General features: G+C 70.0%; 23 protein-coding genes. 12 read left to right on the top strand and 11 right to left on the bottom strand.

Annotation, left to right across the window (positions count from 1 at the left end):
* The first annotated feature begins 211 nt into the window (after positions 1-211).
* Entirely contained in the window at positions 212-1,621 is a 1,410-nt protein-coding gene (locus FB559_RS06590) for a hypothetical protein (protein WP_246121388.1), read from the top strand.
* A gap of 34 nt (positions 1,622-1,655) precedes the next feature.
* Here the strand turns inward: FB559_RS06590 and FB559_RS06585 are convergent, their stop codons facing one another.
* Positions 1,656-3,623 (bottom strand): vWA domain-containing protein, encoded by a 1,968-nt coding sequence (locus FB559_RS06585; RefSeq protein WP_141954359.1) that lies wholly within the window; start codon positions 3,621-3,623, stop codon positions 1,656-1,658.
* Between the two features lie 22 nt (positions 3,624-3,645).
* Complete coding sequence (locus FB559_RS06580; RefSeq protein WP_185792065.1) at positions 3,646-5,028, bottom strand: sigma 54-interacting transcriptional regulator; 1,383 nt, start codon at positions 5,026-5,028, stop codon at positions 3,646-3,648.
* A gap of 329 nt (positions 5,029-5,357) precedes the next feature.
* On the opposite strand from FB559_RS06580, the gene FB559_RS06575 reads away from it, so the two are divergent.
* The 5 genes from FB559_RS06575 to FB559_RS06555 all read left to right on the top strand — a co-directional run bounded on the left by FB559_RS06575 (position 5,358) and on the right by FB559_RS06555 (position 10,820).
* Positions 5,358-6,551: an FIST signal transduction protein gene (locus tag FB559_RS06575; protein WP_141954357.1), complete on the top strand. Its 1,194-nt coding sequence runs from the start codon at positions 5,358-5,360 to the stop codon at positions 6,549-6,551.
* 87 nt (positions 6,552-6,638) lie between these two features.
* The gene (locus FB559_RS06570) at positions 6,639-7,562 is read left to right on the top strand and encodes an ROK family protein (RefSeq protein ID WP_246121387.1); all 924 of its coding nucleotides are present in this window, start codon (positions 6,639-6,641) and stop codon (positions 7,560-7,562) included.
* 164 nt (positions 7,563-7,726) lie between these two features.
* On the top strand, positions 7,727-8,938 hold the full coding sequence (gene ilvA / locus FB559_RS06565) for a threonine ammonia-lyase (protein WP_141954353.1): 1,212 nt from the start codon (positions 7,727-7,729) through the stop codon (positions 8,936-8,938).
* Between the two features lie 161 nt (positions 8,939-9,099).
* Positions 9,100-10,050, top strand: a complete 951-nt coding sequence (locus tag FB559_RS06560) for an ATP-binding cassette domain-containing protein (protein ID WP_141954351.1) — start codon at positions 9,100-9,102, stop codon at positions 10,048-10,050.
* Positions 10,047-10,820, top strand: coding sequence for an ABC transporter permease (locus FB559_RS06555; RefSeq protein ID WP_141954349.1), 774 nt, complete (start codon positions 10,047-10,049; stop codon positions 10,818-10,820). The genes FB559_RS06560 and FB559_RS06555 overlap by 4 nt, the downstream gene beginning before the upstream one ends.
* Positions 10,821-10,834: 14 nt before the next feature.
* Here FB559_RS06555 and FB559_RS06550 read toward each other — a convergent pair whose 3' ends face one another.
* Positions 10,835-11,326, bottom strand: a complete 492-nt coding sequence (locus tag FB559_RS06550; RefSeq protein WP_141954347.1) for an Lrp/AsnC family transcriptional regulator — start codon at positions 11,324-11,326, stop codon at positions 10,835-10,837.
* Between the two features lie 104 nt (positions 11,327-11,430).
* Between FB559_RS06550 and FB559_RS06545 the strand changes: the two genes are divergently transcribed.
* Positions 11,431-12,963, top strand: a complete 1,533-nt coding sequence (locus FB559_RS06545) for an MFS transporter (protein WP_141954345.1) — start codon at positions 11,431-11,433, stop codon at positions 12,961-12,963.
* 309 nt (positions 12,964-13,272) lie between these two features.
* On the opposite strand, the gene FB559_RS06540 is transcribed toward FB559_RS06545, so the two are convergent.
* The 5 genes from FB559_RS06540 to hppD form a co-directional block, all read right to left on the bottom strand.
* A complete protein-coding gene (locus FB559_RS06540) occupies positions 13,273-13,506 on the bottom strand; it encodes a hypothetical protein (protein ID WP_141961531.1) in 234 nt (77 codons plus the stop codon).
* 144 nt (positions 13,507-13,650) lie between these two features.
* Complete coding sequence (locus FB559_RS06535) at positions 13,651-15,075, bottom strand: M1 family metallopeptidase (protein ID WP_141954342.1); 1,425 nt, start codon at positions 15,073-15,075, stop codon at positions 13,651-13,653.
* Between the two features lie 107 nt (positions 15,076-15,182).
* Complete coding sequence (locus FB559_RS06530) at positions 15,183-16,610, bottom strand: M1 family metallopeptidase (RefSeq protein WP_141954340.1); 1,428 nt, start codon at positions 16,608-16,610, stop codon at positions 15,183-15,185.
* A 57-nt stretch (positions 16,611-16,667) separates the two neighbouring features.
* Positions 16,668-17,309, bottom strand: a complete 642-nt coding sequence (locus tag FB559_RS06525) for an RDD family protein (protein WP_141954338.1) — start codon at positions 17,307-17,309, stop codon at positions 16,668-16,670.
* 121 nt (positions 17,310-17,430) lie between these two features.
* A complete protein-coding gene (gene hppD / locus FB559_RS06520; RefSeq protein WP_141954336.1) occupies positions 17,431-18,576 on the bottom strand; it encodes a 4-hydroxyphenylpyruvate dioxygenase in 1,146 nt (381 codons plus the stop codon).
* A 156-nt stretch (positions 18,577-18,732) separates the two neighbouring features.
* Between hppD and FB559_RS06515 the strand changes: the two genes are divergently transcribed.
* The gene (locus FB559_RS06515) at positions 18,733-19,200 is read left to right on the top strand and encodes an Lrp/AsnC family transcriptional regulator (protein ID WP_141954334.1); all 468 of its coding nucleotides are present in this window, start codon (positions 18,733-18,735) and stop codon (positions 19,198-19,200) included.
* 9 nt (positions 19,201-19,209) lie between these two features.
* On the opposite strand, the gene greA is transcribed toward FB559_RS06515, so the two are convergent.
* Both greA and FB559_RS06505 read right to left on the bottom strand, forming a co-directional pair.
* On the bottom strand, positions 19,210-19,710 hold the full coding sequence (gene greA, locus FB559_RS06510; protein WP_141954331.1) for a transcription elongation factor GreA: 501 nt from the start codon (positions 19,708-19,710) through the stop codon (positions 19,210-19,212).
* A 133-nt stretch (positions 19,711-19,843) separates the two neighbouring features.
* The gene (locus FB559_RS06505; RefSeq protein WP_141954329.1) at positions 19,844-20,209 is read right to left on the bottom strand and encodes a DUF4307 domain-containing protein; all 366 of its coding nucleotides are present in this window, start codon (positions 20,207-20,209) and stop codon (positions 19,844-19,846) included.
* Between the two features lie 157 nt (positions 20,210-20,366).
* On the opposite strand from FB559_RS06505, the gene mca reads away from it, so the two are divergent.
* Positions 20,367-21,233, top strand: coding sequence for a mycothiol conjugate amidase Mca (gene mca, locus FB559_RS06500; protein WP_141961530.1), 867 nt, complete (start codon positions 20,367-20,369; stop codon positions 21,231-21,233).
* Positions 21,221-21,493: a hypothetical protein gene (locus FB559_RS06495; RefSeq protein ID WP_141954327.1), complete on the top strand. Its 273-nt coding sequence runs from the start codon at positions 21,221-21,223 to the stop codon at positions 21,491-21,493. The genes mca and FB559_RS06495 overlap by 13 nt, the downstream gene beginning before the upstream one ends.
* Here FB559_RS06495 and FB559_RS06490 read toward each other — a convergent pair.
* Positions 21,469-22,248, bottom strand: a complete 780-nt coding sequence (locus FB559_RS06490; RefSeq protein ID WP_141954324.1) for a phosphatase PAP2 family protein — start codon at positions 22,246-22,248, stop codon at positions 21,469-21,471. The two genes, FB559_RS06495 and FB559_RS06490, sit on opposite strands and share 25 nt — an antisense overlap.
* A 254-nt stretch (positions 22,249-22,502) precedes the next feature.
* On the opposite strand from FB559_RS06490, the gene FB559_RS06485 reads away from it, so the two are divergent.
* Both FB559_RS06485 and FB559_RS06480 read left to right on the top strand, forming a co-directional pair.
* Entirely contained in the window at positions 22,503-23,198 is a 696-nt protein-coding gene (locus FB559_RS06485; RefSeq protein WP_141954322.1) for a response regulator transcription factor, read from the top strand.
* Positions 23,198-24,688, top strand: coding sequence for a sensor histidine kinase (locus tag FB559_RS06480; protein WP_141954320.1), 1,491 nt, complete (start codon positions 23,198-23,200; stop codon positions 24,686-24,688). Before FB559_RS06485 ends, FB559_RS06480 begins: the two co-directional genes overlap by 1 nt.
* The last annotated feature ends 31 nt before the right edge of the window (positions 24,689-24,719 follow it).

The following is a 24,719-nucleotide window of genomic DNA, read 5'->3' as shown; positions in this document are numbered from 1 at the left end:
GCATCTTTCGCTTCGCGTGGTGAATGGGCGGAAGAGCCGTCAAACGTTCCGATCCTAGTTTGGAACAGCTCATTCTATTAGCGCGAATACCGACAACGAGAGTTTTTCGAACGAACACCACGACCGCGGTGCATGATCAGCCGTCGCCCCGGCAAGGGGGAACTAAAACGGCGCTTCCGGACAACTAGTGGTAACGCCTGATCAGTCAACGATGTCTGGGAGTCCCGTGCACCTGTCCACGGTCCAGGAAGTCATCCCGTCACAACCATCGGCGGCAACGCCCCCGAAAGCGAACCGGCACATCCTGTTCGCCGCCGTGCTCCCCATCGCGGCCTGCCTGCGCATCATCACGATGCTGGGGTACCGGCCAGGGAGCATCTACTACGACGACTCCTACTCCTATCTCGACCTCGCGCTGCACCCGCGCCCGGCAGAGGGGTTCCGCAACACCGGCTACCCGCTCCTGCTGTGGCTGCTGCGCCCGTTCCACAGCATCCTCGTCGTGCTGACGGTCCAGCATGTCCTCGGGTTGGCGATGGGCGTCATGGTGTACGCGCTGCTGCGGCGCAGGTCCGTACCCGCCTGGGGTGCGGTGCTCGCGACGGTGCCGGTGCTGTTCGACGCGCAGATGCTGCAGCTGGAGAACGCCGTGCTCTCCGACACCTGGTTCATCTTCCTCGTGGTGTCCGCGGTCGTGACGTTGATGTGGCGACCCGGCCGACCGTCGGCCCGCGCCGCCGGTGGGGCATGCCTTCTGCTCGCGCTGGCGGCGCTCACCCGCAGTGTCGGAGTGCCGTTGCTGCTGGCCGCGCTCGGCTACCTGGCGGTGACGCGCGTCGGCCTGCTCCGGTTCGCCGTGGCGGCCATCGCCGGCCTGCTGCCTCTCGCCCTGTACGCGACCTGGGTCAGGGTCGAGGACGGCACGTTCGCGCTGTCCCAGGTCGACGGTGTCTCACTATGGGCGCGGACCATGACGTTCGCCGACTGCGACAAGATCAGACCCCCGGCCGCCGAAGCTCCGCTGTGCCCCAACGGGACGCACGTGGACGCGGCGTCGGAGTACGTCTGGGCACCGGGTTCCTCACTCAACCGCATGCCCGGCGGTGCCATTCGAAACAACGACCTCGCCCGTTCCTTCGCGCTGCACGCGATCGTGGCCCAGCCGCGGGCCTACGTCAGGGCGGTGGCCGGCGACGTCTCACTGGCCTTCCACTGGACGCCGGCTCGCCATCCCCTGAGGGTGACGCCGGCCTACGGCTTCAAGAAGGGTTCCTGGCCCGCGCCGGGGCTCCCCTCATGGACCCGGCGGACCCTCATCGCCTATGACTCCAGTGCCGCCGGTCCCTACCATTCGGTCGAGCCGTACGCCGGATTCCTGCGCGGCTATCAGTACCCCGCCTACCTGCACGGCCCCTTCCTCGCCGCCATCCTTCTCGCGGGCGCCCTCGGGCTGCGCCGCGGAACCCTGCTGCCGTGGGGAACCGCGGTCGGTCTGCTGGTCCTGCCGGTCGCCGTCCTCGACTTCGACCATCGGTACGTGCTGCCGGTCGTGCCGGTCGCCTGTCTGGCAGCGGCGCTCTCCCTCACGCGGACCCGACGGGCTCAGAGCCCGCGCGGATAGGGCTGCGCTACTGCGCGGGCTCTTAGCGAGTAGGTCAGCGGGCGCCTCGGCGTACGCGCAGGTAGTCGCGGACCACGTACTCGCCCAGGCGTTCGGGGGTCGGGGCGAAGACGCGGCCGCCGTTGCGGCGGGCCACCTCCTCCACGAAGGAGACCAGGCGTTCGTCGTCGGCGAGCATGAAGATGTTCATCGTCGCGCGCCGGCGGGTCATCTTGTCCACCTCGGCGAGGGTCAGCTCCAGCGTCTCGCGGGACGGTGGCCAGTCGAACGACGACCGGCCGTCGCGCAGGAGGTGCGCGGTCGGCTCGCCGTCCGTCACCACCAGGATGATCGGGTCGTGTTCGGGGTGGCGGTCCAGATGACGGCCGGCGATCATCAGCGCGTGGTGGAGGTTCGTGCCCTGGACCATGTCCCAGTCCAGCGCGGCCAGCTCCGTCGGGCGCAGCTCGCGCGCGTAGTTGGAGAAGCCGATGATCTGGATCGCGTCCTGCGGGTACTTGCTGGCCACCAGCGTGTGCAGGGCCAGTGCGGTCTGCTTGGCCGACCCCCAGGTGCCGCGCAGCGCCATGGAGTAGGACAGGTCGACCAGTAGGCACACCGCCGCGGCCGTACGCCGCTCGGTCTCGAGCACCTCGAAGTCGTCGGCCTCCAGGCGTACCTTCGGCCGTGCGGCCCCGGTCAGCGTCTCGCCGCGGCGCAGTGCGTTGGACAGCGTACGGATCACGTCGAGGGGCTGCTCGTCGCCGGGACGCCAGGGACGGCTGGAGCCGGTCAGCTCACCCGCCTGGCCGGCGTCGACCTGGTCGTGGTCGCCCTGCCGCGAGGAGTCGAGCTGGGCGAACACCCGGCGCAGCGCGGTCTCGCCCAGGCGGCGTACGGCCTTGGGCGTCAGGTCCAGCGCGCCGCCGCGGCGCTTGAGGTAGCCCTGGCGTTCGAGCTCGGCCTCGATGCGGCGCAGCTCGGCCAGGTCGTCCACGGCCTGCCTGCCGAGCGCGCGGCGTACCGCCTCCTCGTCGATGTCGTCCATCCGTGCGCCGGGGTAGTCCTGGCGCAGCGCGCCTTCGAGCTCGGCGAGGTCGGCGAGCTCCTGCAGCGCGCTGGTGGCGTCGCCGAGGGACATCGGATCATCGCCGCTCATGCGCTCCGAGCCGGACCAGTCGAGGTCGGGCCGCCGCTGCCGCAGAGACGAGCCGAGGCGCTGCATCTCCGAGGCCAGCCCGGCGTCCTCCAGCGTCTGCGCCATGAGCGAGGCCAGCTCGGCGCGCTGTTCGGGCGTGAGCGAGGCGAGCAGCCGCTCGGTCGCCGCCGCGCGCCGGGCGAGGGAGTCGACGAGCTCTTCCAGGTTGGACGGGTTGTCCGGGAAGAACTCCCCGTACTCCGTCATGAAGGCGTCGAAGTCCTCGGGCGTGTGCTCGCCGCGCGCGTCCTTCTCGAGCATCTCGTTGAGGGCGGACATCATGTTCTTGACCCGCTCCATGGCGGCCGGGTCGGGGTTGGTCATGGCCTGCTTCATGCCGCGGAACTGCGCGTCCAGCACGTCGCGCCGCAGCAGGTCCTTGAGCTCCTCGTACGTCTGCCGCGCCTCCGGCGAACGCCACTCGTAGTCGGACAGCCGGCGTACGGCCTGCGCGGTGTCGTCCGGCAGCGTGTCGAGCTCGGTCTCGCGCAGCCGTGCGTCGTCGCTGGGGTCGGGGAAGAGCGTGGCGCGCTCCTGGCCGATCGCCTTGTCGAGCAGGGCTCGCGCCTCTTCTAGCGTGCCGTCGAGCCGCCCGCTCCCGCGCAGCTGCTGCCGCCGGGCGCGTACCTGCCGGAGCAGGTCGTCCAGACCGCGCTGCCGCTGCGCGCCCGGCAGTCCGCGGCGCAGCAGGTCGCGCAGCGCCTCGGCCGGGCCGGTGCCCTCGAGCATGGACTCGCCCATGGCGTCGAGGGCGGCCCGGATGTCGTACGGCGGGGCGAGCGGATCCGGTCCGTCGTTGTAGGGCCCGTACCGGTATCCGGCCACGGTGACCTCTTTTCTCGCTGAACTACGTACGGTAGGTCGACGTCCCGTCGGAGACGTCCTTGGACAGCCGCCGCATGAGGTACAGCCCCTCCAGGGCGAACTCCAGGGCGGCCGCCGCGTGTCCGGGCGACTCGCCCTCCATGCCGAGGCTCTCCAGGATCTTCGACAGGCCGGTGACCGGCCCGATGCGGTGCAGCAGCTCCGCGGCCGGCACCATCTCGCCGGAGTCGACGGTGGCGCCGCGGTCGAAGCGGTCCAGCAGGCCGTTCAGGTCGGCCGCCCCGAGCATGCGCCGCCAGGTGTCGGACGTGGCGCGGCGCAGCAGGTGCGCGAGCACCTCCTCCTCGCGACCCTCCTCGCTGACCTCGAACTCCACCTTGCCCAGCAGAGTAGGCACGATGGTCGGCAGGTCGCACACGCGCGCCACCGGCTGGTCCTCGCCGGCGACGGCGCCGCGGCGCAGCGCGGAGGCGGCGACGGTCTCGGTGCCGGCGATGGAGAACCGCGCGGACACCCCGGAGCGGGCGTCGACCGCCGGCGACTCGCGTACGAGCCGGGTGAACCTGGCGATGACCTCCATCAGGTGCGTGGGTACGGCCGCGGTGACCTGCGCCTCCTGGCCGATCAGCACCAGCTCGTCGTCGAGGTCGAGCGGGTAGTGAGTACGGATCTCGGCGCCGAAACGGTCCTTCAGCGGCGTGATGATGCGGCCGCGGTTGGTGTAGTCCTCGGGGTTGGCGCTGGCCACCAGCAGGACGTCGAGCGGCAGCCGCAGGGCGTACCCGCGGATCTGCACGTCGCGCTCCTCCAGCACGTTGAGCAGCGACACCTGGATCCGCTCGGCCAGGTCGGGCAGCTCGTTGACGCAGAAGATGCCGCGGTTGGTGCGCGGCACCAGGCCGTAGTGCACGGTCTCCGGGTCGCCGAGTGTGCGGCCCTCCGCGACCTTGATCGGGTCGATGTCCCCGATGAGGTCGCCCACGCTGGTGTCGGGGGTGGCGAGCTTCTCGCCGTACCGGTCGTCGCGGTGCTTCCACGCGATCGGCAGGTCCTCGCCCTGCTCGGCGAGCAGCCGCCGGCAGCGTACGCAGACCGGGGCGTACGGGTGGTCGTTGATCTCACAGCCCTCGACCACCGGCGTCCACTCGTCGAGCAGCCCGCCGAGGGTGCGGATCAGCCGGGACTTGCCCTGGCCGCGTTCGCCGAGGAGCACGAGGTCGTGCCCGGCGATGAGGGCGCGCTCCAGGTGGGGGAGCACCGTCTCCTCGAACCCGACGATGCCGGGGAAGCGCGGCTCGCCGCTTCTGAGGCGGGCGAGCAGGTTGTCGCGGATCTCGTCCTTCACCGGCCGGTGGACATGACCAGTGGCGCGGAGTTCGCGAAGTGTCGTAGGTCGCGTGTTCACTGTCCTCTATCGCTTCTTGTTCGTGGCCGGCCGAAGGAGTGATCGCATCTCGCCGCCCACCCCGCTCGCCGCGTCAGCTGGCTCGTAGGTCTCTCGGCTCGCTCGTGTTCCGTTCGACACTATGCCCGGATTTTCATATCCGCATCCAAGGGGGCCCCGCGCCGCGCCCGGCGGTGTGGTGGGTTCGTCGGCGCGGGTGGACCGGGTACACCGGCTGTGAACACCTCTCTGGCCTACACCGGACGGCGCGAAGGGGCGCCGTGGCCGGGCCGGGAATCCTCAATACGCTGTGGTAGACCGTAAGGAATCGGTTCAAGGGAGGCGAGGCAGTGTCACGGTTCGGCGATGGTCTGGCCGTCGGCCCGGATCTGGTCGCGGCCGCGGACTCCGCTGTGGCGCAGGCTCGCCTGCCACTCGACGGCCCGCCCGACCTCGTCTTCGTCTTCGTGTGCGCGCAGGCCCCGGACGCGGTCGAAAGAGCGGCACGGCGGGCGATGGAGGTCGCGGGCACGCCCAACGTGATCGGCTGCGGCGCACCCGGCGTCATCGGCGGCAACCACGGCGTCGAGGACTCCAGCGCGGTCAGCGCGTGGGCCGCCCGGCTGCCCGAGGCGCGCATCGAGCCGTTCCGGCTGGAGACGCTGAAGTTCCCCGGTGAGGACCCGGAGGCGGCGCAGCGGCTGGCCGTGGTCGGCATGCCCCAGACCAGCGACGACGACGTGGTCGCGGTCCTGCTGGCCGATCCCTACAGCTTCCCGGTCGACGCCTTCGTGGAGCGGTCCGGCGAAGTACTTCCAGGACTTCCTCTCGTCGGCGGGCTGGCCACCGGGCAGGGCGGGCGCGGCACCGCGCGGCTCTTCGCGGACGGCGAGATCGTCGACTCCGGCGCGGTCGGCGTGCTGCTCGGCGGCTCGGTGATGACCACGACGCTGGTCAGCCAGGGTGCACGCCCCGTCGGGCCGGCCATGGCGGTCACCAGGGCCGAGGACAACGTGCTGTACGAGCTCGCCGGTTCGCCCGCGCTGACCAAGCTCGAAGAGGTCGTCGCCGAGCTGCCGGACAAGGAGCGCGAGCTGATCGAGACCGGCCTGCTGATCGGCGTCGCGATGGACGAGTACGCCGACGAGCACGAGCGCGGCGACTTCCTCGTCCGCGGTGTCATCGGCGCCGACCCCGAGGCGGGCGCGCTCGCCACCGGCGACGTGATCGAGGTCGGCCGTACGGTGCGTTTCCAGGTCCGTGACGCCGGAGCGGCCGACGAGGACCTCACGCTCCTGCTCGGTGACCTGGGTCTCGAGCCGGTCGAGGGCGCGCTGCTGTTCTCGTGCACCGGCCGTGGCCGCGCGATGTTCCCCAACTCCGACCACGACGTCCGCCTGATGCGCAGCATGCTCGGCACGTCGGGGATCGGCGGGTGCTTCGCCGCCGGTGAGATCGGACCGGTCGCGGGCCGCAACCACGTGCACGGCTTCACCGCGTCGATCCTGGCGTTCGGGCCGGGCGCCGAAAGGGGGGCCTCCTGACCTCGGCCACCGGACCTCATGACCTGGAGGAGCGATAACGGCTCGGCAAGGGGAGCGGCGGACAATGAAAGACAGGGCGGTGCACCGGTGAACGCTTCCGTCCTCGCGATCGACGTCGGCGGCACCAAGATGGCCGCCGCGCTGGTGGAGCCCGGTGGGCGCGTCGGCGCGTACGAGCGCATCATCACGCCGCAGGCGCCGCACGTCGACTCCGAGGGCCTGTGGCGCACCCTCCTGGCGCTGATCGAAAAGCTGCCCGTCGAGCGTCTCGCCGGAGTGGGTGTGGGATGCGGCGGGCCGATGGCGTGGCCCTCGGGTGAGGTCTCGCCGCTCAACATGCCGGCGTGGCATGCGTTCCCGCTGCGTGAGCGCCTCAGCGAGCTCTTCCCCGGCCTGCCGGTACGCGTGCACAACGACGCCGTCGCCGTCGCCGTCGGCGAACACTGGCGCGGTGCCGGGCGCGGCCGGCCCAACGTCCTCGGCATGGTCGTCTCCACCGGCGTCGGAGGCGGGCTCATCCTGGGCGACCGGATCATCGACGGCAAGAGCGGCAACGCTGGGCACATCGGGCATGTGATTGTCGACCCGGACGGACCGGCCTGCGAATGCGGCGGCCGCGGCTGCCTGGAGGCGATCGCGCGCGGACCCGGGCTCTCGGCCTGGGCCAGAGAGCAGGGCTGGACCGGCGAGACCGGCAAGGAGCTCGCGCACGACGCGGCCCGCGGACATCCGGTCGCGGTGCGCGCGATGAACCGCGCCGGCTGGGCGCTGGGCGTGGCGATCGCTTCGGCGACCCATCTGTGCGACCTCGACGTCGTCGCGGTCGGGGGTGGGCTCTCCCAGGCGGGGCCGCTGCTGTTCCGCCCGCTGGAGGACACCTTCCGCGCGCATGCCCAGATGGACTTCGCCCGCGAGGTGCGCGTCGTACCGGCCGCGCTCGGGCAGATGGCGGGCCTGGTCGGCGCGGCCGCGTTCATCTTCGGCGCCGACCGATACTGGACCGGCGACTGACTCACGCCCCCCGGCGAACCTGGCGCGTCTGGTGCCGCCGGAGCCGTTTCATCCCGCGGAGCGCCTGGCGCCCGTAGGCGGCCGCCGGCGGCACGCCCGCGGGCCCGGTGGGGCGGGCGAACGGGCCGTACCCCGGCCTGGGCGGCCGTGGGAGACTCTCAACCATGAGTGGCACCGTCAGCATCGATGACATCCGCGCGGCCCGTGAGCTGCTGCGGGACGTCACCGTGACAACGCCGATCCTCGAGTCCCGGTCACTGTCGTCCAAGATCGGCGGACCGGTCCACCTCAAGTGCGAGAACCTCCAGCGCGCCGGTTCGTTCAAGTCCCGCGGGGCGTACGTCCGCATCGCGCGGCTCACCGACGAGGAGAGGGCGCGCGGCGTCGTCGCCGCGAGTGCGGGCAACCACGCTCAGGGCGTCGCGCTCGCCGCCCGGCTGCTCGGCAGCAAGGCGGTCGTCTTCATGCCCGCCGGTGCCCCCCTGCCCAAGGTCGTGGCCACCCGCGCGTACGGCGCCGAGGTCGTCTTCGAGTCCGCCGGTGTGGACGCGTGCCTCGACGCCGCGAACGCCTATGCCGAGAAGACCGGCGCGGTCTTCATCCATCCGTTCGACCATCCCGACGTGGTGGCCGGGCAGGGCACCGTCGGCCTGGAGATCATCGAGCAGTGCCCCGACGTCCGTACGATCCTGGTCGGCGTCGGCGGAGGCGGGCTGATCTCCGGGATCGCCGCCGCCGTCAAGGCCGTACGCCCGGACGTGCGGGTGGTCGGCGTACAGGCGGAGCGGGCCGCGGCCTTTCCCCCCTCGCTCGCGGCGGGCCGGCCGATCATGGTCGAGCCGTCCGCCACGATGGCCGACGGGATCTCCGTCGGCCGTCCGGGCGACCTCACCTTCGAGATGGTCTCCAAGCTCGTCGACTCCGTGGTGACCGTGTCGGAAGAATCCCTGTCCGAGGCGATGGTCAACTGCCTGGAGCGATCCAAGCAGGTCGTCGAGCCGGCCGGAGCGGTCGGCGTCGCCGCGCTGCTCGACCGGCCGCAGGAGTTCGAGGCGCCGGTCGTCACCGTGCTCTCCGGCGGCAACATCGACCCGCTGCTCTTGGCCAAGGTGCTGCGGCACGGCCTGGCCGTCGCCGGCCGCTACCTGGTGTTCCGCGCACGGCTGCGGGACCACCCGGGTGCCCTGGTCGACCTGCTCAGCGAGCTCGCCGAGATGGAGGTCAACGTGCTGGACGTCGTACACGAGCGCGTCGCCGCCCGGCTCAACGTCGACGAGGCCGAGGTGCTGCTGCACCTGGAGACCCGTGGTCCGGAGCACTGCGACGAGGTGCTCGGCCGGCTGCGCCGAGAGGGTTACACCCTCAGCTTCAGCTGATCCGCGCCCGCCTTGAGGAAAGGCGGCGGGATTGATGTGAAGTATTCCCTTGAGCGATGACATCGACCCCAGTAGCGTCCGAAAGACTTATGTGACCCCGAAGTTGTCGTAGCCCATTGATAGACAGCGGGGATGCATCTTTCTGTCCCGTGGGGGACGTCATGTCAGACATGATCATCGCCGAAGGCCTGGTCAAGCATTACGGCAAGGTCACCGCGCTCGACGGTGTCGACCTTTCCGTTCCGGCCGGCACGGTTCTGGGTCTTCTGGGCCCCAATGGCGCCGGCAAGACCACCGTCGTGCGCATTCTCACCACGCTTCTGCGCCCGGACACGGGCCATGCGACCGTCGCCGGGCACGATGTGCTCCGCGATCCGGGCGCCGTCCGCAAGGTCATCGGGCTCTCGGGGCAGTACGCGGCGGTGGACGAATACCTCACCGGCCGGGAAAACCTGGACATGGTCGGGCGGCTCTACCACCTCGGCGCCAAGGCGTCCCAGGCGCGCGCCGCCGAGCTGCTGGACGAGTTCGACCTGACCGACGCCGCGGACCGGGTGGCCAAGACCTACTCCGGCGGCATGCGCCGGAGGCTCGACCTCGCCGCGAGCCTCGTGGCCAGGCCGCAGGTCATCTTCCTGGACGAGCCGACCACCGGCCTGGACCCGCGCGGCCGCCTCGGCATGTGGGACGTCATCCGCAAGCTGGTCCGCGAGGGCGCGACCCTCCTGCTGACCACCCAATATCTCGAGGAGGCCGACGCGCTCGCGGACGACATCGCCATCATCGACAGCGGCAGGCTGATCGCCCAGGGCTCGGCCGACGAGCTGAAGGCCCAGGTCGGCGGTGAGCGCGTGGAGCTGGTCGTCGCCGACCGGTCCGAGGTGCCCAAGGCGGTCGCCGCGCTGGCCCCCCTGGCGACCGCCGAGCCGGTCGTCGACGAGGACACCCACGTGGTGACCGTCCAGGTCAGCGGCGGCACCCGCGCGCTGGCCGACGTCGTACGCGAGCTCGACTCGGCCGGTGTCGTGGCGCAGGACCTCGCGCTCCGCCGCCCGACCCTCGACGAGGTCTTCCTGTCCCTGACCGGCCACGCCGCCGAGGAGGAATCATGAGCCTCACCTACGCCCTCAGCGACTCGGTGGTGATCACGAGACGCCATCTGAAGCACACCACGCGCATCCCGGAGCTGCTGTTCTTCTCGATCATGCAGCCCATCATGTTCATCCTGCTGTTCACGGTGGTCTTCGCGAACGCGATCAAGATCCCGGGCATGGACTACAAAAACTTCATGATGCCCGCGATCTTCGTGCAGACCATGGCGTTCGCCACGGCAGGCACGGCCGCCGGCTTCGCCGACGACCTGCACAAAGGGCTGATCGACCGGTTCAGGTCGCTGCCGATGGCGCGCTCGGCGGTCCTCATCGGCCGGCTGGTGGCCGAGGCCGCACGCAACACACTGACCCTGTTCATCATGGTCGGCGCGGGATACGCGGTCGGCTTCCGCTTCCAGAACGGCTTCCTGCCGGCGCTCGGCGGCATCGTGCTGCTGATCGCGTTCGCCTTCGCGTTCTCCTCGATCGGCACGGTGATCGGGCTGGGCGTCAAGACGGTCGAGGCGGCCCAGATGGCCGGCATGATCTGGATCTTTCCGCTGACGTTCCTGAGCAACGGCTTCGTCCCCATGACGAGCCTGCCCGGCTGGTTGCAGGGGATCGTCCGCTACAGCCCGGTGACGGCGATGAACAACGCGCTGCGCGCGATGTTCTACGGGCACGGGCAGGCGCTCGCCGCGCCGGCGCTGCGGTCCGTCCTCTGGATCGCCGGCATCTCCCTGGTCTTCCTCGTCCTGGGCGTCCGCCAGTACAAAAAGGCCGCCGGCTGATCGCACCTGTACGTTCACCGGCTCCATCCGCTGGAGCCGGTGACCGGCCTCGTCTCGTCGGCGGGCCGTTCGACGGCGCGGCCCTCGTACTGGGTCGACAGGACGATGTGGGAGTTCATCTCACCGTGCCGGCCGAGGCGTTCGAGCAGTCCCTCCAGGTGCGGCATGGACGCCACCCGTACCCTCAGCATCGAGCACGAGTCGCCGCTCAGCTTGTGCACCTCGGTGACCTCGGGAAATTCCTCGGCGGTCGTGTTCTTGAGCAGGCAGCTCCCGAGCGCACACCGCAGCTGCACGAACGCCGTCAGCGGCAGACCGGCCTTGGTCGCGTCGACGCGTGCGCCGTAGCCGGTGATGACGCCGGACTCCTCCAGCCGGCGCACGCGTTCGGCGACTGCGGGCGCGGACAGGTTCACCCGGCGGGCGAGCCTGTTGTACGAGAGCCGCCCGTCGCGCTGCAACTCGGCGAGGATGTGCCAGTCGATCGAATCCAGCGATCTGTCCATGGGCGAACTCTCGCGCGGTATCGCCTTTCGAACAATAACTTTCGCGGCCGATGACCCGAGATCCACCCATTCAATGCGAGAAGCGGCGTTCTTAGTGTCGACGCATGCATATCTCACAGGTAAATCGCCTGGCGGCCACGGCACGTCCACCGGGCATGACGGCACTCTTCTCGGGCGCCGCGCTCATGAACGCTGCCATGGCCGTGGCGAGTTCCGTGAGCACCATCGTCGCCGGCGACCGGTTCGGCGCACGCTGGGCCGCGATCCCGAACACCGCGGGCATCGTCGGCACCGGCATCGGCGCACTGGCGCTGACCTGGCTGATGAACCATCACGGCCGCCGGACCGGCCTGCTGTCCGGCTACCTGGCCTCAGCGTGCGGGGCCGTACTGGCGACCACCGCGGTGGCGGCACGTGACGTCGCCGCGCTGAGCGCCGGAATGCTGCTGCTGGGGCTCGGCAACGCCGGGGCCCAGCTCTCGCGCTACGTGGCGGCCGACCTGTACCCGGCTGAACGACGAGGCTTCGCGATCAGCACGGTCGTGTGGGCGGGCGCCGTAGGAGCCGTCGGCGGCCCGCTGCTGCTCGGCCCGTCGAGCGAGATCGCGACAAGCCTGGGCTGGACCGGGCCGGCCGGCCCGTACCTGTTCGTCTCCCTGGCCACCCTGGGAGCCGCACTCGCAGCCGCCGTCGGTGGCACCTCAGCACGCACCACCGCCACACCGGCAGCCGTGGCGACCTGCGGGACCGGCGACGCGGAGGGCACGGGCGGTGGGGTGTCCGGGGCCGACGCTGGTGTTTCGGCGGGTCGTCCGGCCCAGGAGATGGCGGGCAGGGTCGTGGGTGGTGAGCGCGTGGCGGGCCATGCCGTCCTGGCCGGTGGTGTGCCGGGCTTGGCGGGCGATAGTCCTGTGGGCGCGGAGTCTCGTGGTGCGTCGATGGGTGCGGGAGGTTCCGTTCAGGGCCCGGCGGGTGGGGCCGTGGGTGGTGAGGGTGTGGCCGGCCATGCCGTCCTGGCCGATGGTGTGCCAGGCTTGGCGGACGGTGCTCCCGCCGGTGTCGCCGCGTCTCGTGTGCGGTTTCGGGAGGTGGCGCGTGCCTCTGGGGCGGCGTTGGCCGTCATGGTCACCGCGCAGGTGGTCATGGTGGCCGTCATGACCGCGGCGCCGCTGGACATGCATATGCATGGTCAGGGACTGGGTGCGGTGGGCATGACGCTGTCCGCGCACACGCTCGGCATGTTCGCGTTCTCTCCGCTGACCGGGCGGCTGCTCGACAGGGTCGGCTCCCGTCCCGTCATGGCCGCGGGGCTTGTCGTGCTGGCGGTCGCGACGGTCCTTGCCGCGACCACGCCCGAGAGCAACGCCCCGCTACGTACGGGCGCGCTGTTCCTGCTCGGTTTCGGCTGGAACCTCTGCTTCGTCGGCGGAAGCGGGCGACTGGCCGCCGGTCTGCCGGACTCGGCTCGGGCGAATGTCGAGGGTGCGGTCGACGCGGCGGTCTGGAGCATCGCGGCGGCGGCCAGCCTGGCCTCCACGGCCGTCCTGTCGGCCGGCGGATACGCGGTACTCGCGTGGGCCGCCTGCGCGCTCACCGCCCTGCCCGCCGCGCTGCTTCTCCGGACCGAAGCGTCGTAGCCCGATGCGTCTGGGGCGGCACCGCACGCATCCCATGGCCGGCGGACATCTGAACACCCGGGCGGTCGGCCGCGGCGAAGGCCGCCCGCCCTGTCGGCCGCAGGGATGGTGGTGCTCCAGGGCCGTCTCCAAGTCCCGCCCGTGGTGCCCGGGCGGTGCCTCGCAAGGCGGAAGAGGGAACCTGCCCCGTGTCGGCCGGCGGCCGTCGGCCGCGACAATGCGGACCGGCGCCACCCATGGACCAGCGGCGTCGACGCCCGACAGCCCGCGGCGTCGGCAGGCAGCGCGCGGTAGGACGGCGAGACAGGTCTAGGCGTGGTCGACGAGTTCGCGGACGCCTGATTCGCGGGCGCAGTGGGCGCAGCAGAAAAAGCGGTCGCCGGCTTCGACGCCGTGGCCGACGATGCGGCACTGGCAGTGCTCGCAGATCGGCGCCATGCACTGGATCGCGCACTCGAACGAATCGAACACATGCACGGCGCCCTGGGCGTGCACCTCGAATGACATGCCGTAGTCGTTACCGCAGACCTCACACGTGGCCACAATTCCCCCCAAAAACGTCCCAACGATGGTCACCAACAAGCCTTCCCCCGACCGCGCCCGCTGATGTCGCAGGTGAGGGACTCGACCTGCGAAAACGAAACGTCCCCGGCCGCTCGGCCGGGGACGTCTCGTGAACGCGGGTGATCAGAGCTTCGGCTTGCCCTCGGTGTACAGCCACGTCTGGAACAGCGGCCGCAGGTCCTTGTGCGTGTAACGCTGCGCGAAGGACGTGAACTGCGCGGTCGTGTCGTTGCCATAGCGGTGCTGTGCCGGCCACGCCTTGACCAGGGCGAAGAACGCCTTGTCCCCGATCGCCTTACGCAGCTGGTGCAGCGTCATCGCGGCCCGGGTGTAGACCAGGTCGTCGAAGATGTGGTCACGGCCTGGGTCGGCGACCTTGCCGGTCCAGTCCGTGCCGCTCGAGGCGTAGGCGGCGTCGAAGTGCTGCTGCGCCGTCTGGCCGCCGTGCTGCTCGCTGTAGAGCCACTCGGTGTAGGTCGCGAAGCCCTCGTTCAGCCAGATGTGCTGCCATACGTACGGCGTGGCGTCGTCGCCGAACCACTGGTGGCCGAGCTCGTGGGACAGGAGAGTGGCCGATGGCAGGGCGCCGGCCGAACGACGCGCGTACACCGGGCGCGTCTGGGTCTCCAGGGAGTAGCCGACGGTCGGGGCGAGCACGCTGATGCCGCCGGTCGAGGAGAACGGGAAGCGCCCGTAGATCCCCTGCTCCCAGTCGATCACGTCGGCCGTGGCTTTGTTGAAGTCGTCGGCGGCCGTGGGCGAGGTGACCGACGCGGGGTCGACGGCGGTGATGTTGCGCAGGCCGGTGGAGGTCCGTGTGTCGCGGACGTCGTAGTTGCCGATCGCCATCAGCACGAGCTCGCTCGCCGTCGGCTGCCGGTCGATCCAGCGGAAGGTGGTGTTCGCCCCCTGGGTCCGCTGGCCGGCCGGGTCGCCGTTGGCCAGGACCTTCAGGCCGTTCGGCACGGTGACGGTGAAGTCGTACGTCGCCTTGTCGTGGGTGGTGTCATTGACCGGGTACCAGGTCGCCGACCCGAACGGCTGTGACAGCGCGACCGCGCCGTCGTGCGTCGCGATCCAGCCCGAGATGCCCAGCGCCGGGTCGTTGATCAGCTGCGGCACGCCGGAGTAGGCGACGTCGACGGTGAACTGCCGTCCCTGTGCGATGCCGTGGTCCGGCGTGATGACCAGCTCCTGGGCACCGGTCCGCGTGTACGCGGCCTTGCGGCCGTCGACGGTGAGCTTGCTGATCTTCAGCGGCCCGAGGAAGTCGAAGTCGAACCGGGACAGGTTCTGAGTGGCCCGAGCGGTGATCTTCGCCGTGGCGTCGATGGCCTTGGTGCCCGGGTCGTACTTCACCGAAAGGGAGTAGTGCTGGGCGTCGTAGCCGCCGTTCCCCATGTCGGGGAAGTACGGGTCGCCGGCACCGGGCGCGCCGGGGGTGAAGGCGCGGTGGGTACTGGCGCCCGCGGGCGCCAAGGGGGCGAGCAGGCCGATGGCGACCGCGGTAGCGGCGATCGGCAGGACTCGCGAGGTGATCCTCGCCATACAGACTCTCCCGTCGTTCAAAACGCATGCACACCTGTCACGCAGGGGAAAGCATGCTCGGCTGAATGGCCGTTTACAAGATCTGATGCGGTGCGGCGCCCACGGGTCTACCAGTTCACGGGCCGCCCCCGGTCGTACAGCCACACCTGGAACAGCCTGCGCAGATCCATCCCGGAGACCCGCTGCGCGAGCGCGATGAACTGCGCTGTCGTCGCGTTGCCGTGCCGGTGCTCGGTCGTCCAGGCCCGCAGGATCGCGAAGAACCGCTGGTCACCGACCTTTTTGCGTAGCGCGTGCAGGGTCATCGCCCCGCGGTCGTACACGGAGCGGCCGAACAGCCCCGCGCGGCCCGGATCGGCCGGGGGGACGTTCCACAGGTCGGTGCTCTGCCGCTGGGAGTAGCGGCCGTCGAACTGTTGCTGCACGGTCTGGCCCGAACCGTCCCGTTCACCCCACATCCACTCGGCGTACGTGGCGAACCCCTCATTGAGCCAGATGTCGCTCCACCGCGTCACGGTCACGCTGTCGCCGAACCACTGGTGAGACAGCTCGTGCGCGACCACCGTCGGGATCGCGGCCATGCCGGGGACGTACTCCGGCCTCGTCTGGGTCTCCAGCGCGAACTGCACCGGGGCGTCCTGGACCACCGCGCCGGTCGAGCTGAAGGGATAGGGGCCGAACAGCTTGGCCCACGCGTCGGTGACCTTCACCGTGTCGTCGTACAGGGAGTCCAGGCCGGTCGGGTCGGCCTCCCTGTCGACGGCGACGAAGACGGGCACGCCACCCGGCGTGCGGCCGGTGCGGGTCTTGAACCGGCCCACGTCGACCGTTGCCAGGTAGGTCGCCATCGGATCACGGGCCTGCCAGGTGTAGGTCGCCGACTTTCCGGACCTGGTTGTGCCGGTCAGCTCGCCGTTGGCGACCGCGGTCAGGCCGCTCGGCACCGTGACGCGGAAGCCGAACGTGGCCTTGTCCTGCGGATGATCGTTGCCGGGGAACCAGGTGTGCGCGCCGTCCGGCTCGTCACCGACGAAGATCCCGTCATCGGTGGGGATCCAGCCGTACTTTCCGAGCGCCCGGTCGGTGACCGCGACGGGGGTGCCGGAGTAGGTGACGCCCACCGTGAACCGGCCTTTGGAGATCGGCTTCGGGGGCGTGACCACCAGCTTGCCGGGCGCGCGGGTGTAGGTCGCCGGCGCGCCGCCGACCGTGACCTTGGAGACGTCGAGCCCGGTCAGGTCGAGGTCGAAGCGGCTCAGCGCCTGGGTGGCCGTGGCGGTGATCGTCGTGGTCCCGGCGAGCGAGGGCCGGCCACGCGGGGTGATCCGCAGGTCGAGGTCGTAGTGCTGGACGTCATAGCCGCCGTTGCCGCCGCCGGGCACGATCGGGTCGCCGGCGCTCGTGGCCCCGGGGGCCGCGGGGGCCGCGCGCGGGACCGCCGCGGCGGGCGCGTGGGCCTTGTCCGCGCAGGCCGTCAGGGCCGCGGAGAGGAGGGCACCGAGGAGGACGCTCGCGGTAATCGGGCGGGCACTCACCGGTCAAGAGTGGCTGGTCAGCGGCCCAAACGCCAAATCGGGGCGCCAAGGCGGCGGCTATTCCAGGTACGGATCGGGCATATCGGCGTCCGCCCGTACGACGACCGTACGTGCCACCTTGTCGTGCAGGGCCTGCCTTCGCCGGTCCCAGAGGATCCACGCGACGTCGACGAGCCCGCCGACGCCGCAGGTGGCCAAGGAGACCAGGTACGCGAACAGGAGCCGCCAGGCCGCCTGGCCGTAGCTGATCGGGCCGCCGTCGTCGGCGCGTACGACGCGGAGGCTCATCGCCCGCTTGCCGAGCGTCCGGCCCCACCTTCCGTGCTGCAGGACGTAGTAGAGGAACGCCACGACGCCGGCGATGAGGTTGGCCACCGCCTGGCGGCCCACGCTTCCCTCGTACATCGTGCGGAAGCCGAGGACCGGCGCGGTGACGATCCAGGTCCCGGCGTACACGATGAGGCCGTCGATGATCGCGGCGATCAGACGCCGCCAGCGGCCGCCGTACTCCAGGTCGGAGCCGTACCCGCCCGGACCGTAGGCGGAGGCGTACGGTCCCGCGGCCGGTCCGCCGTACGGATGCTCGGGCCAGGGGCCGGGCCCGTACGGGGACCCTTCAGGCGGAGGGGCGGGAACGGGATCGCGGCGTGTCTTCTCCGGATCCGGCCTGGGAGGTTCCGGCCGGGGCGGTTCGGTCATGCCGCAACGGTGCGCGCGGCCAGGCCGGGACAAGACGCGCCGCGCCCGGCCAGTGCCGTCCCATGGACCGCCCTTGGCGGCCCGTTGAACACGGGTCACCAAGGGCTCTCGCCCAACCGGCTCAGAGGTTGCCGCGCAGCTCCTGCTCGCGCTCGATCGCCTCGAACAGGGCCTTGAAGTTGCCCTTGCCGAAGCCGAGCGAGCCATGCCGTTCGATCAGCTCGAAGAAGACCGTCGGGCGGTCCTGCACCGGCTTGGTGAAGATCTGCAGAAGGTAGCCGTCCTCGTCGCGGTCGACCAGGATCCCGCGCCGCTGCAGCTCGTCGATGGACACCCGCACCTCGCCGATGCGCTCGCGCAGCTCGGTGTCCTCGTAGTAGGAGGCCGGGGTGTTCAGGAACTCCACACCGGCGGCGCGCATCGCGTCGACGGAGTAGAGGATGTCGTTCGTGGCCAGGGCGATGTGCTGCATGCCGGGCCCGCCGTAGAACTCCAGGTACTCATCGATCTGGGACTTCTTCTTGGCGATCGCCGGCTCGTTGAGCGGGAACTTCACCTTGCCGCGGCCGTCGGCGACGACCTTCGACATGAGCGCGGAGTACTCGGTGGCGATGTCGTCGCCGATGAACTCCTTCATGTTCGTGAAGCCCATGACGCGCTTGTAGAACTCCACCCACTCATCCATGCGGCCGAGCTCGACGTTTCCGACGCAGTGGTCGATCGCCTGGAAGTAGCGCTTCTCGCCGGGGGCGACGATCGGGTCCGCCGCGACATAACCGGGCAGGTACGGGCCGGAGTAGCCGCTCCGTTCGACCAGCGAGTGCCGGGTCTCGCCGTACGTGGCGATGGCCGCGATCACGACCTTGCCGTGCTCGTCCTCGGTGACCTGAGGGGCCTCCAGGCCGATCGCGCCGTGGGCGACCGCGTGCTCGTACGCCGCCGTCGCGTCCGGCACCTCGATGGCCAGGTCGATCGCGCCGTCACCGTGCTCGGTCACGTGTTTTCCGAGGTCGGTCCCGGCGTGCACCGCGCCCTTCAGGACGAACCGTGCGCCGCCCGACTCGAGCACGTACGCGACCTCGTCCCGGCTGCCCGTCTCCGGACCCTTGTACGCGACGCAGCGCATGCCGAAGGCGGTCGAGTAGTAGTGCGCCGCCTGCTTGGCGTTGCCCACGGCGAAGACGACGGCGTCCATGCCCTTGACCGGGAAGTCGTCTGCGCCACGCGTGTCCGCGGCGACGGCGTGCTCGTTGGCTGCGGTCGTCATGCTGCTCCTTGCGCGACAAAGTTCATTGACTCCCACAATGTCGATCCTGGCCTCAGATTGCGCAAGGGAGCTGTGAATGGGTGGACAATCTGTACAGCGAACCTTGGAGGTTACGGTGAGATCTGTACACTCTGCCCACGACTCCAGGGGGCATGAATGATCGACGACATCGACGCACGGCTGATCGAGCTACTGACCGAGGAACCGCGTATCGGCGTGCTGGAGTGCTCGCGTCGGCTCAGCGTCGCCCGCGGCACGGTGCAGGCCAGGCTCGACCGGCTGCAGGAGCGTGGTGTGATCCGGGGCTTCGGGCCCGAGGTCGACCCGGCCGCCCTCGGCTACCAGGTCACCGCGTTCGTGACGCTGGAGATCCGGCAGGCGGGCGGCCACGACGCGGTCGCCAAGCGCCTGGCCGCCATCCCCGAGGTAATCGAGGTGCACACGATCACCGGCGGGGGCGACATGCTCTGCCGCATCGTCGGACGCGGCAACCAGGACCTGCAGCGGGTCATCGACCTGATCGTCGATGTGGAGGGGGTGCGGCGGGCCTCCACCGTGATAGCGCTGGCGACCCCGGTGCACCAGCGGACCCTGCCGCTGGTGCGCGCGGCGGCACGTACGTGAGAAAGCCGGTCAGCTGCCGGCGTACGGCGTGGCGTCGATGACCTCAACGGCCATGCTGCGTCCGTTGGGCAGCGTGTACTTGGCCTTCTCACCGACCTTCTTGCCGTTGATCGCCGAACCGAGCGGCGACTTGGGGGAGTAGACGTCGATCGGGGCGCCACTCTCCTCGCGGGAGGCCAGGAGGAAGGTGACCTCCTCGTCATCACCCGCGAACTGCACGGTGACGGTCATCCCGGGCCCGACCACTCCTTCGGTGCGCGGGGCCTCGCCGACGCGGGCGTTGAGCAGGATCTGCTGAAGCTGGAGGACTCGGCCCTCCTGCTTGCCCTGCTCTTCCTTTGCCGCGTGATAACCGCCGTTCTCTTTCAGGTCACCTTCGTCGCGGGCGGCCTCGATCTTGGCGGCGATCTCGATTCGGCCATCGCCCGTGAGGTAATCCAGCTCCTGCTTGAGCCGGTCGTACGCCTCCTGGGTCAGCCAGGTGACGTTGGCGTCGCGGGTCTCGGTCACGGGTACTCCTCATCCACGTGAAGTGCGGCCGTAGAACTCTCAAGGCTACCGGCATTCAAACGTGAAGTAGCCAGCGCAAGAGAGCTTTGTGTCGTTATGACGTTCTTGTTTGTTCCCCCTAGGAGAGCCGGTATTAACCTGTCCGGCACTCTTGAACATCCACCGCGGTCGCCCGCGACGTGGTGGGCACCTCCTGGCGCCGATCCACGTTTCCCGTTCCGGGGGGCACGGACACCTCGACCCGCCCCACCTCCGCGTGCTCGGTGTCGTACGCGATCAGCGCGCAGTGAACGTCGTCGCCCTTCGCTTTGCCGATCTCATAGCGCACGTTGACCGAACGGTCGGTGAGCTGCCAGGACACGATCTCTGGGCTGATGGTCGGGTCGCCGTCGGTGTGCGTGTTGATGATCGCCCAGCCGACTGCACAGATCGCCACGAACACCCCGATGACGGTGTAAGCCACCCAGTCTCGCTTCTTGCCGGTAGTGGTCGTGGTCAAGGGGAATCTCCGTGCGGGGCGTGGTTGTTCTCAGGGAGAATCATGCTTCGCGGGGTGGCCACGGTTGATCCGAGGCCGCACCGGATGGATACGACCTTACGCTCACGGGGAGCCCGAGTTGTCCGAGACCACGACGTGCCGCGAACCACTACGTCTGATGGCCGTGCACGCCCACCCGGACGACGAGTCCAGCAAGGGTGCCGCCACCATGGCGCGTTACGCCGCCGAGGGAGTGGAGGTGCTCGTGGTCACGTGCACCGGCGGTGAGCGCGGCGACATCCTCAACCCGGCCATGGACCGGCCGGAGATCAAGGCCGATCTTCCGGCGGTGCGCATGGAGGAGATGGCCGAGGCGCGCCGGATTCTCGGCGTCGAGCAGCAGTGGCTGGGCTTCGTCGACTCGGGGCTGCCCGAGGGCGACCCGCTCCCGCCGCTCCCGGAGGGCTGCTTCGGCCTGCAGCCGCTCGAGGTCGCCAGCGAGCCCCTCGTACGCGCGGTGCGGGAGTTCCGTCCGCATGTCGTGCTCACCTACGACGACAACGGCGGTTACCCTCACCCCGACCACATCATGACCCACAGGGTGTCGGTGGAGGCGTTCGAGGCGGCCGGCGATCCCGATCGGTACCCGGGCACCGGAGCCCCCTGGCAGCCGCTGAAGCTCTACTACCACATGACCTTCCACCACGACCGGTTCATCGCCGAGCACAAGGCGATGATCGACGCCGGGCTCGAGTCGCCGTACGCGGAGATGCTCCAGCGCTGGGAGGACCGCCCGATGAAGTGGGAGATCACGACCAAGGTGCCGTGCGCCGACTACTTCGAGGTACGCGACCGGGCGCTCATCGCGCACGCGACGCAGATCGACCCGAACGGCCCCTTCTTCGCCTGCCCGACCGACCTCAAGCGCAAGGCATGGCCCACCGAGGACTACCATTTGGCACGTTCGCTGGTGGATACCGAACTGCCGGAGGACGATCTGTTCGCCGGCGTCCACGAGGTCCAGGAAAAGGTATGCCTGCCATAACGGTTCTCGCGGTCAACGAAGACCAGGTCACTCCCGGGGTCACCGCGTTCCTCATCGTCGCCGCCCTGGGCGTCACGCTCTTCTTCTTGGTCCGCTCGATGAACAAGCAGATCAGCCGCATCGAGGCGCCCAGCGAGGAAGACCTTCGCCAGGCCGACTGGGAGCGGCGGCGAGCCGAGACCGGCGAACAGCCGGAGCAGGCCGAGCGCGCCGCCCAGCCCACGCAGCCCGAAGGTCAGGCCGACCAGAGCGAGACGTGACCGCGGAGTCTCTCGCGGAAGCGGGCGATCACCGCTCCGGCGAGGATCACGGCGAGTCCCGCGACGGCGTCCGCGATGTAGTGGTTGGCCGTGCCGACCACGACGGTGAACATGAAGACGGGGTACACGGCGCCGAGCACCTGTAGCCAGCGCCAGGTCGCGGTGCGCGCGACCTGCCAGCCGCACCACGCCGCCCAGCCGACATGCAGTGAGGGCATGGCGGCGAACTCGTTCGTCAGGCCGGCCATGCCTTTGGGCGCGCTGGCCGCGCCGGCCCACCATCCCCAGCCGTCGTACTTCGCGAGCGTGTCGACGAAGCCGGGCATCATGCGCGGTGGTGCGGTGGGGAACAGCCAGAACCCGACCAGGCCGATCAGCGTCGCGGTGATCAGGGCCGTACGCGCTCCGCGATAGCGCTCCGGATGGCGTCGCCACAGCCAGACCAGCACGATCGGCGTCACCAGGTAGTGCAGCGTCGCGTACGCGAATGACATCGGCACGCCCAGGAACGGGGTGGCCGAAACCGCGTGGTTGATCGGCACCTCCTCCGCGACGTGGAGGGCGCGTTCGAGGTCGAGCACGCGGTGGGCGTTCGCGAACGCCTCGCCGTGCCCGGCGGCGACCAGCAGCCGCACACCGTCGTACATGAGATACATGACCCAGAGCAGGAAGACCTCACGCCACCACCGCGGCCTGACCTTGGCTTCGGGCGCGGAGATGGTCGGAGCCGGTGCCAGCCGGCTCATACCGGACATGCCCTCGTCACCACTGCGGCCCCCTCCGCCGGGCCCCCCTGGCGGAGGAGCCTTACTTCCATCAAATTATATATGTGTAATCTGCATCTAAAACGGCCGGAACAGGACGCTGTATCCCCGAGGAACACGGCGTGTCACCCCTGGTGCCCCTGTCGCACTTCGGGGCATAACGCCCAGGACGCGGGTGGTGTTCCTCCAGACCTTCATCAGGGCACGTTCAGGTAGTCCTCAACTCCGCAGGCCAGGATGGAACAGTGAGCGAAGCGCGACTACTCGTGGTCGAGGACGAACCCAACATTCTGGAACTCCTGTCGGGCAGCCTCCGCTATGCGGGGTTCGAGGTCGTCACCGCGACCGGCGGCGGCGATGCCGTACAGGTGGCTCTGCAACGCCGCCCTGACCTCATCGTGCTCGACGTGATGCTGCCCGACATGGACGGTTTCGACGTCATCCGGCGGCTGCGCGGAGGCGGGGCGCACATCCCGGTGCTGTTCCTGACCGCGAGAGACGCCACCCAGGACAAGATCCGCGGGCTGACCCTCGGCGGCGACGACTATGTGACCAAGCCCTTCAGCCTCGAAGAGGTCATCGCCCGCATCCGCGCCGTACTCCGCCGTGCCTCAGGCGGGCCGGCCGAGGCGCCGCCGCGGCTGAGCTTCGCCGACCTGGAGCTGGACGAGGAGAGCCACGAGGTGTGGCGCTCCGGCAAGCCCATCCAGCTGTCGCCGACGGAGTTCAAGCTGCTGCGTTACTTCATGACCAACGCCAACCGCGTGCTGTCCAAGGCGCAGATCCTCGACCACGTCTGGGACTACGACTTCCGCGGCGACACGGGAATCGTGGAGTCCTACGTCTCGGTGCTGCGCCGCAAGCTCGACAAGCTCGGCCCCCGCCTGATCCACACCCTGCGCGGGGTCGGCTACGTACTGCGCCTGCCACCGGAGCAGTAATGCCGTCCTGGGTGACCCGCCTGTCCTCGCGGACCCCGCTGCGGATCAAGCTCATCGCCGCCTCACTGGCGCTGGTGGCGCTGGCGCTGGTCGCGGTGAGCGTGGCGAGCGTCTCGGCGATGCGCGGGTACCTGCTGGACAAGACCGACCGGCAGCTCACGGGCGTGGCGCGCATCATGGCCCGCGCGATCACCCAGCCCGGAGCGTTCCAGACCAAGGTGCCGGTGACCGGGCAGTTCGTCTACCAGGTACGCGACTCGACGGGAAAGACCGTCGCGAGCTCGCCGCAGTCGATCTGGCGTGACCCCGAGCCCGAGCCCATCATCCCGCAGGACCCGAACTGGCTGGCCGCGCATGCGGAGAAGGCCGTCACGGTGAACGCGCGGTCCGGCGACATGCGATGGCGCATCCACGTCGAGCCCGTGGACGGCGGATACGTGGTCGTGGGCACGGACCTGGGCGACGTCGCGCGTACGGCGGGGAGGCTCGTCGGGGTCGAGATCGTCGTCGGCAGCATCGTCCTGGTGCTCGTCGCGGGACTCGGCGTCGCGATCGTGCGCGCCAGCCTGCGCCCGCTGGTCAACATCGAGAACACGGCCGAGGCCATCGCCGCAGGCGACCTGTCCCGCCGGGTGCCGGACGCCGACCCGCGTACGGAGGTCGGACGGCTGGGCAACGCGCTGAACGGCATGCTCACCCAGATCGAGACGGCGTTCCACGCCCAGTCGCGGTCGGAGGCGACCGCACGCGAGTCGGAGGGGCGGATGCGCCGCTTCGTCGCCGACGCCAGCCACGAGCTGCGCACCCCGCTGAGCGTGATCCGGGGTTTCGCCGAGTACTACCGCCAGCGTGAGGACGTCCCTCCGGACGAGCTGGACCGGCTGATCGGCCGGGTCGAGGACGAGGCGGCACGGATGGGCATCCTCGTCGACGACCTGCTGCTGCTCGCCCGGCTCGACCAGCAGCGGCCGCTGGCGCAGCTTCCCGTCGACCTGCTCGCGCTGGCCGCCGACTCCGTACAGGACGCTCGTGTCGTGGACGGCGAGCGGGAGATCACGCTGTCGGTGCGCAGCGGCTCGGCCTTCATCGTGACCGGCGACGAGGTACGCCTCCGTCAGGTCATCGGCAACCTGGTCAACAACGCGCTACGGCACACGCCGGCGGGGACTCCTGTCGAGGTCGTCGTGCGGTCCGGGATGCTCGGCGACTCGCCGGCGGCCGTACTCGAGGTCGTCGACAGCGGACCGGGCATGCCGGCCGAACAGGCCGAGCGGGTGTTCGAGCGGTTCTACCGCGCCGACCCGGCGCGCAGCCGGGGCGGCACCGGGCTCGGGCTGGCGATCGTGGCCGGGCTGGTGGAGGCGCACGGCGGCTCGGTGAGCGTGGACACCGCCCCGGGCGAGGGCGCGACGTTCCGCGTCCTCCTGCCGCTGGACCCGGACGCCATCGAGGCCGACCCGATCGACCCGATCGAGTCCGCGCATTCCTAGCGCTCGCGCGTCCCTGGCGCCCGCGCGGCGT

It is taken from the genome of Actinoallomurus bryophytorum (genome assembly GCF_006716425.1).
Classification (GTDB): Bacteria; Actinomycetota; Actinomycetes; order Streptosporangiales; family Streptosporangiaceae; genus Actinoallomurus; species Actinoallomurus bryophytorum.
This window is presented reverse-complemented; position numbering and strand designations above follow the sequence as displayed.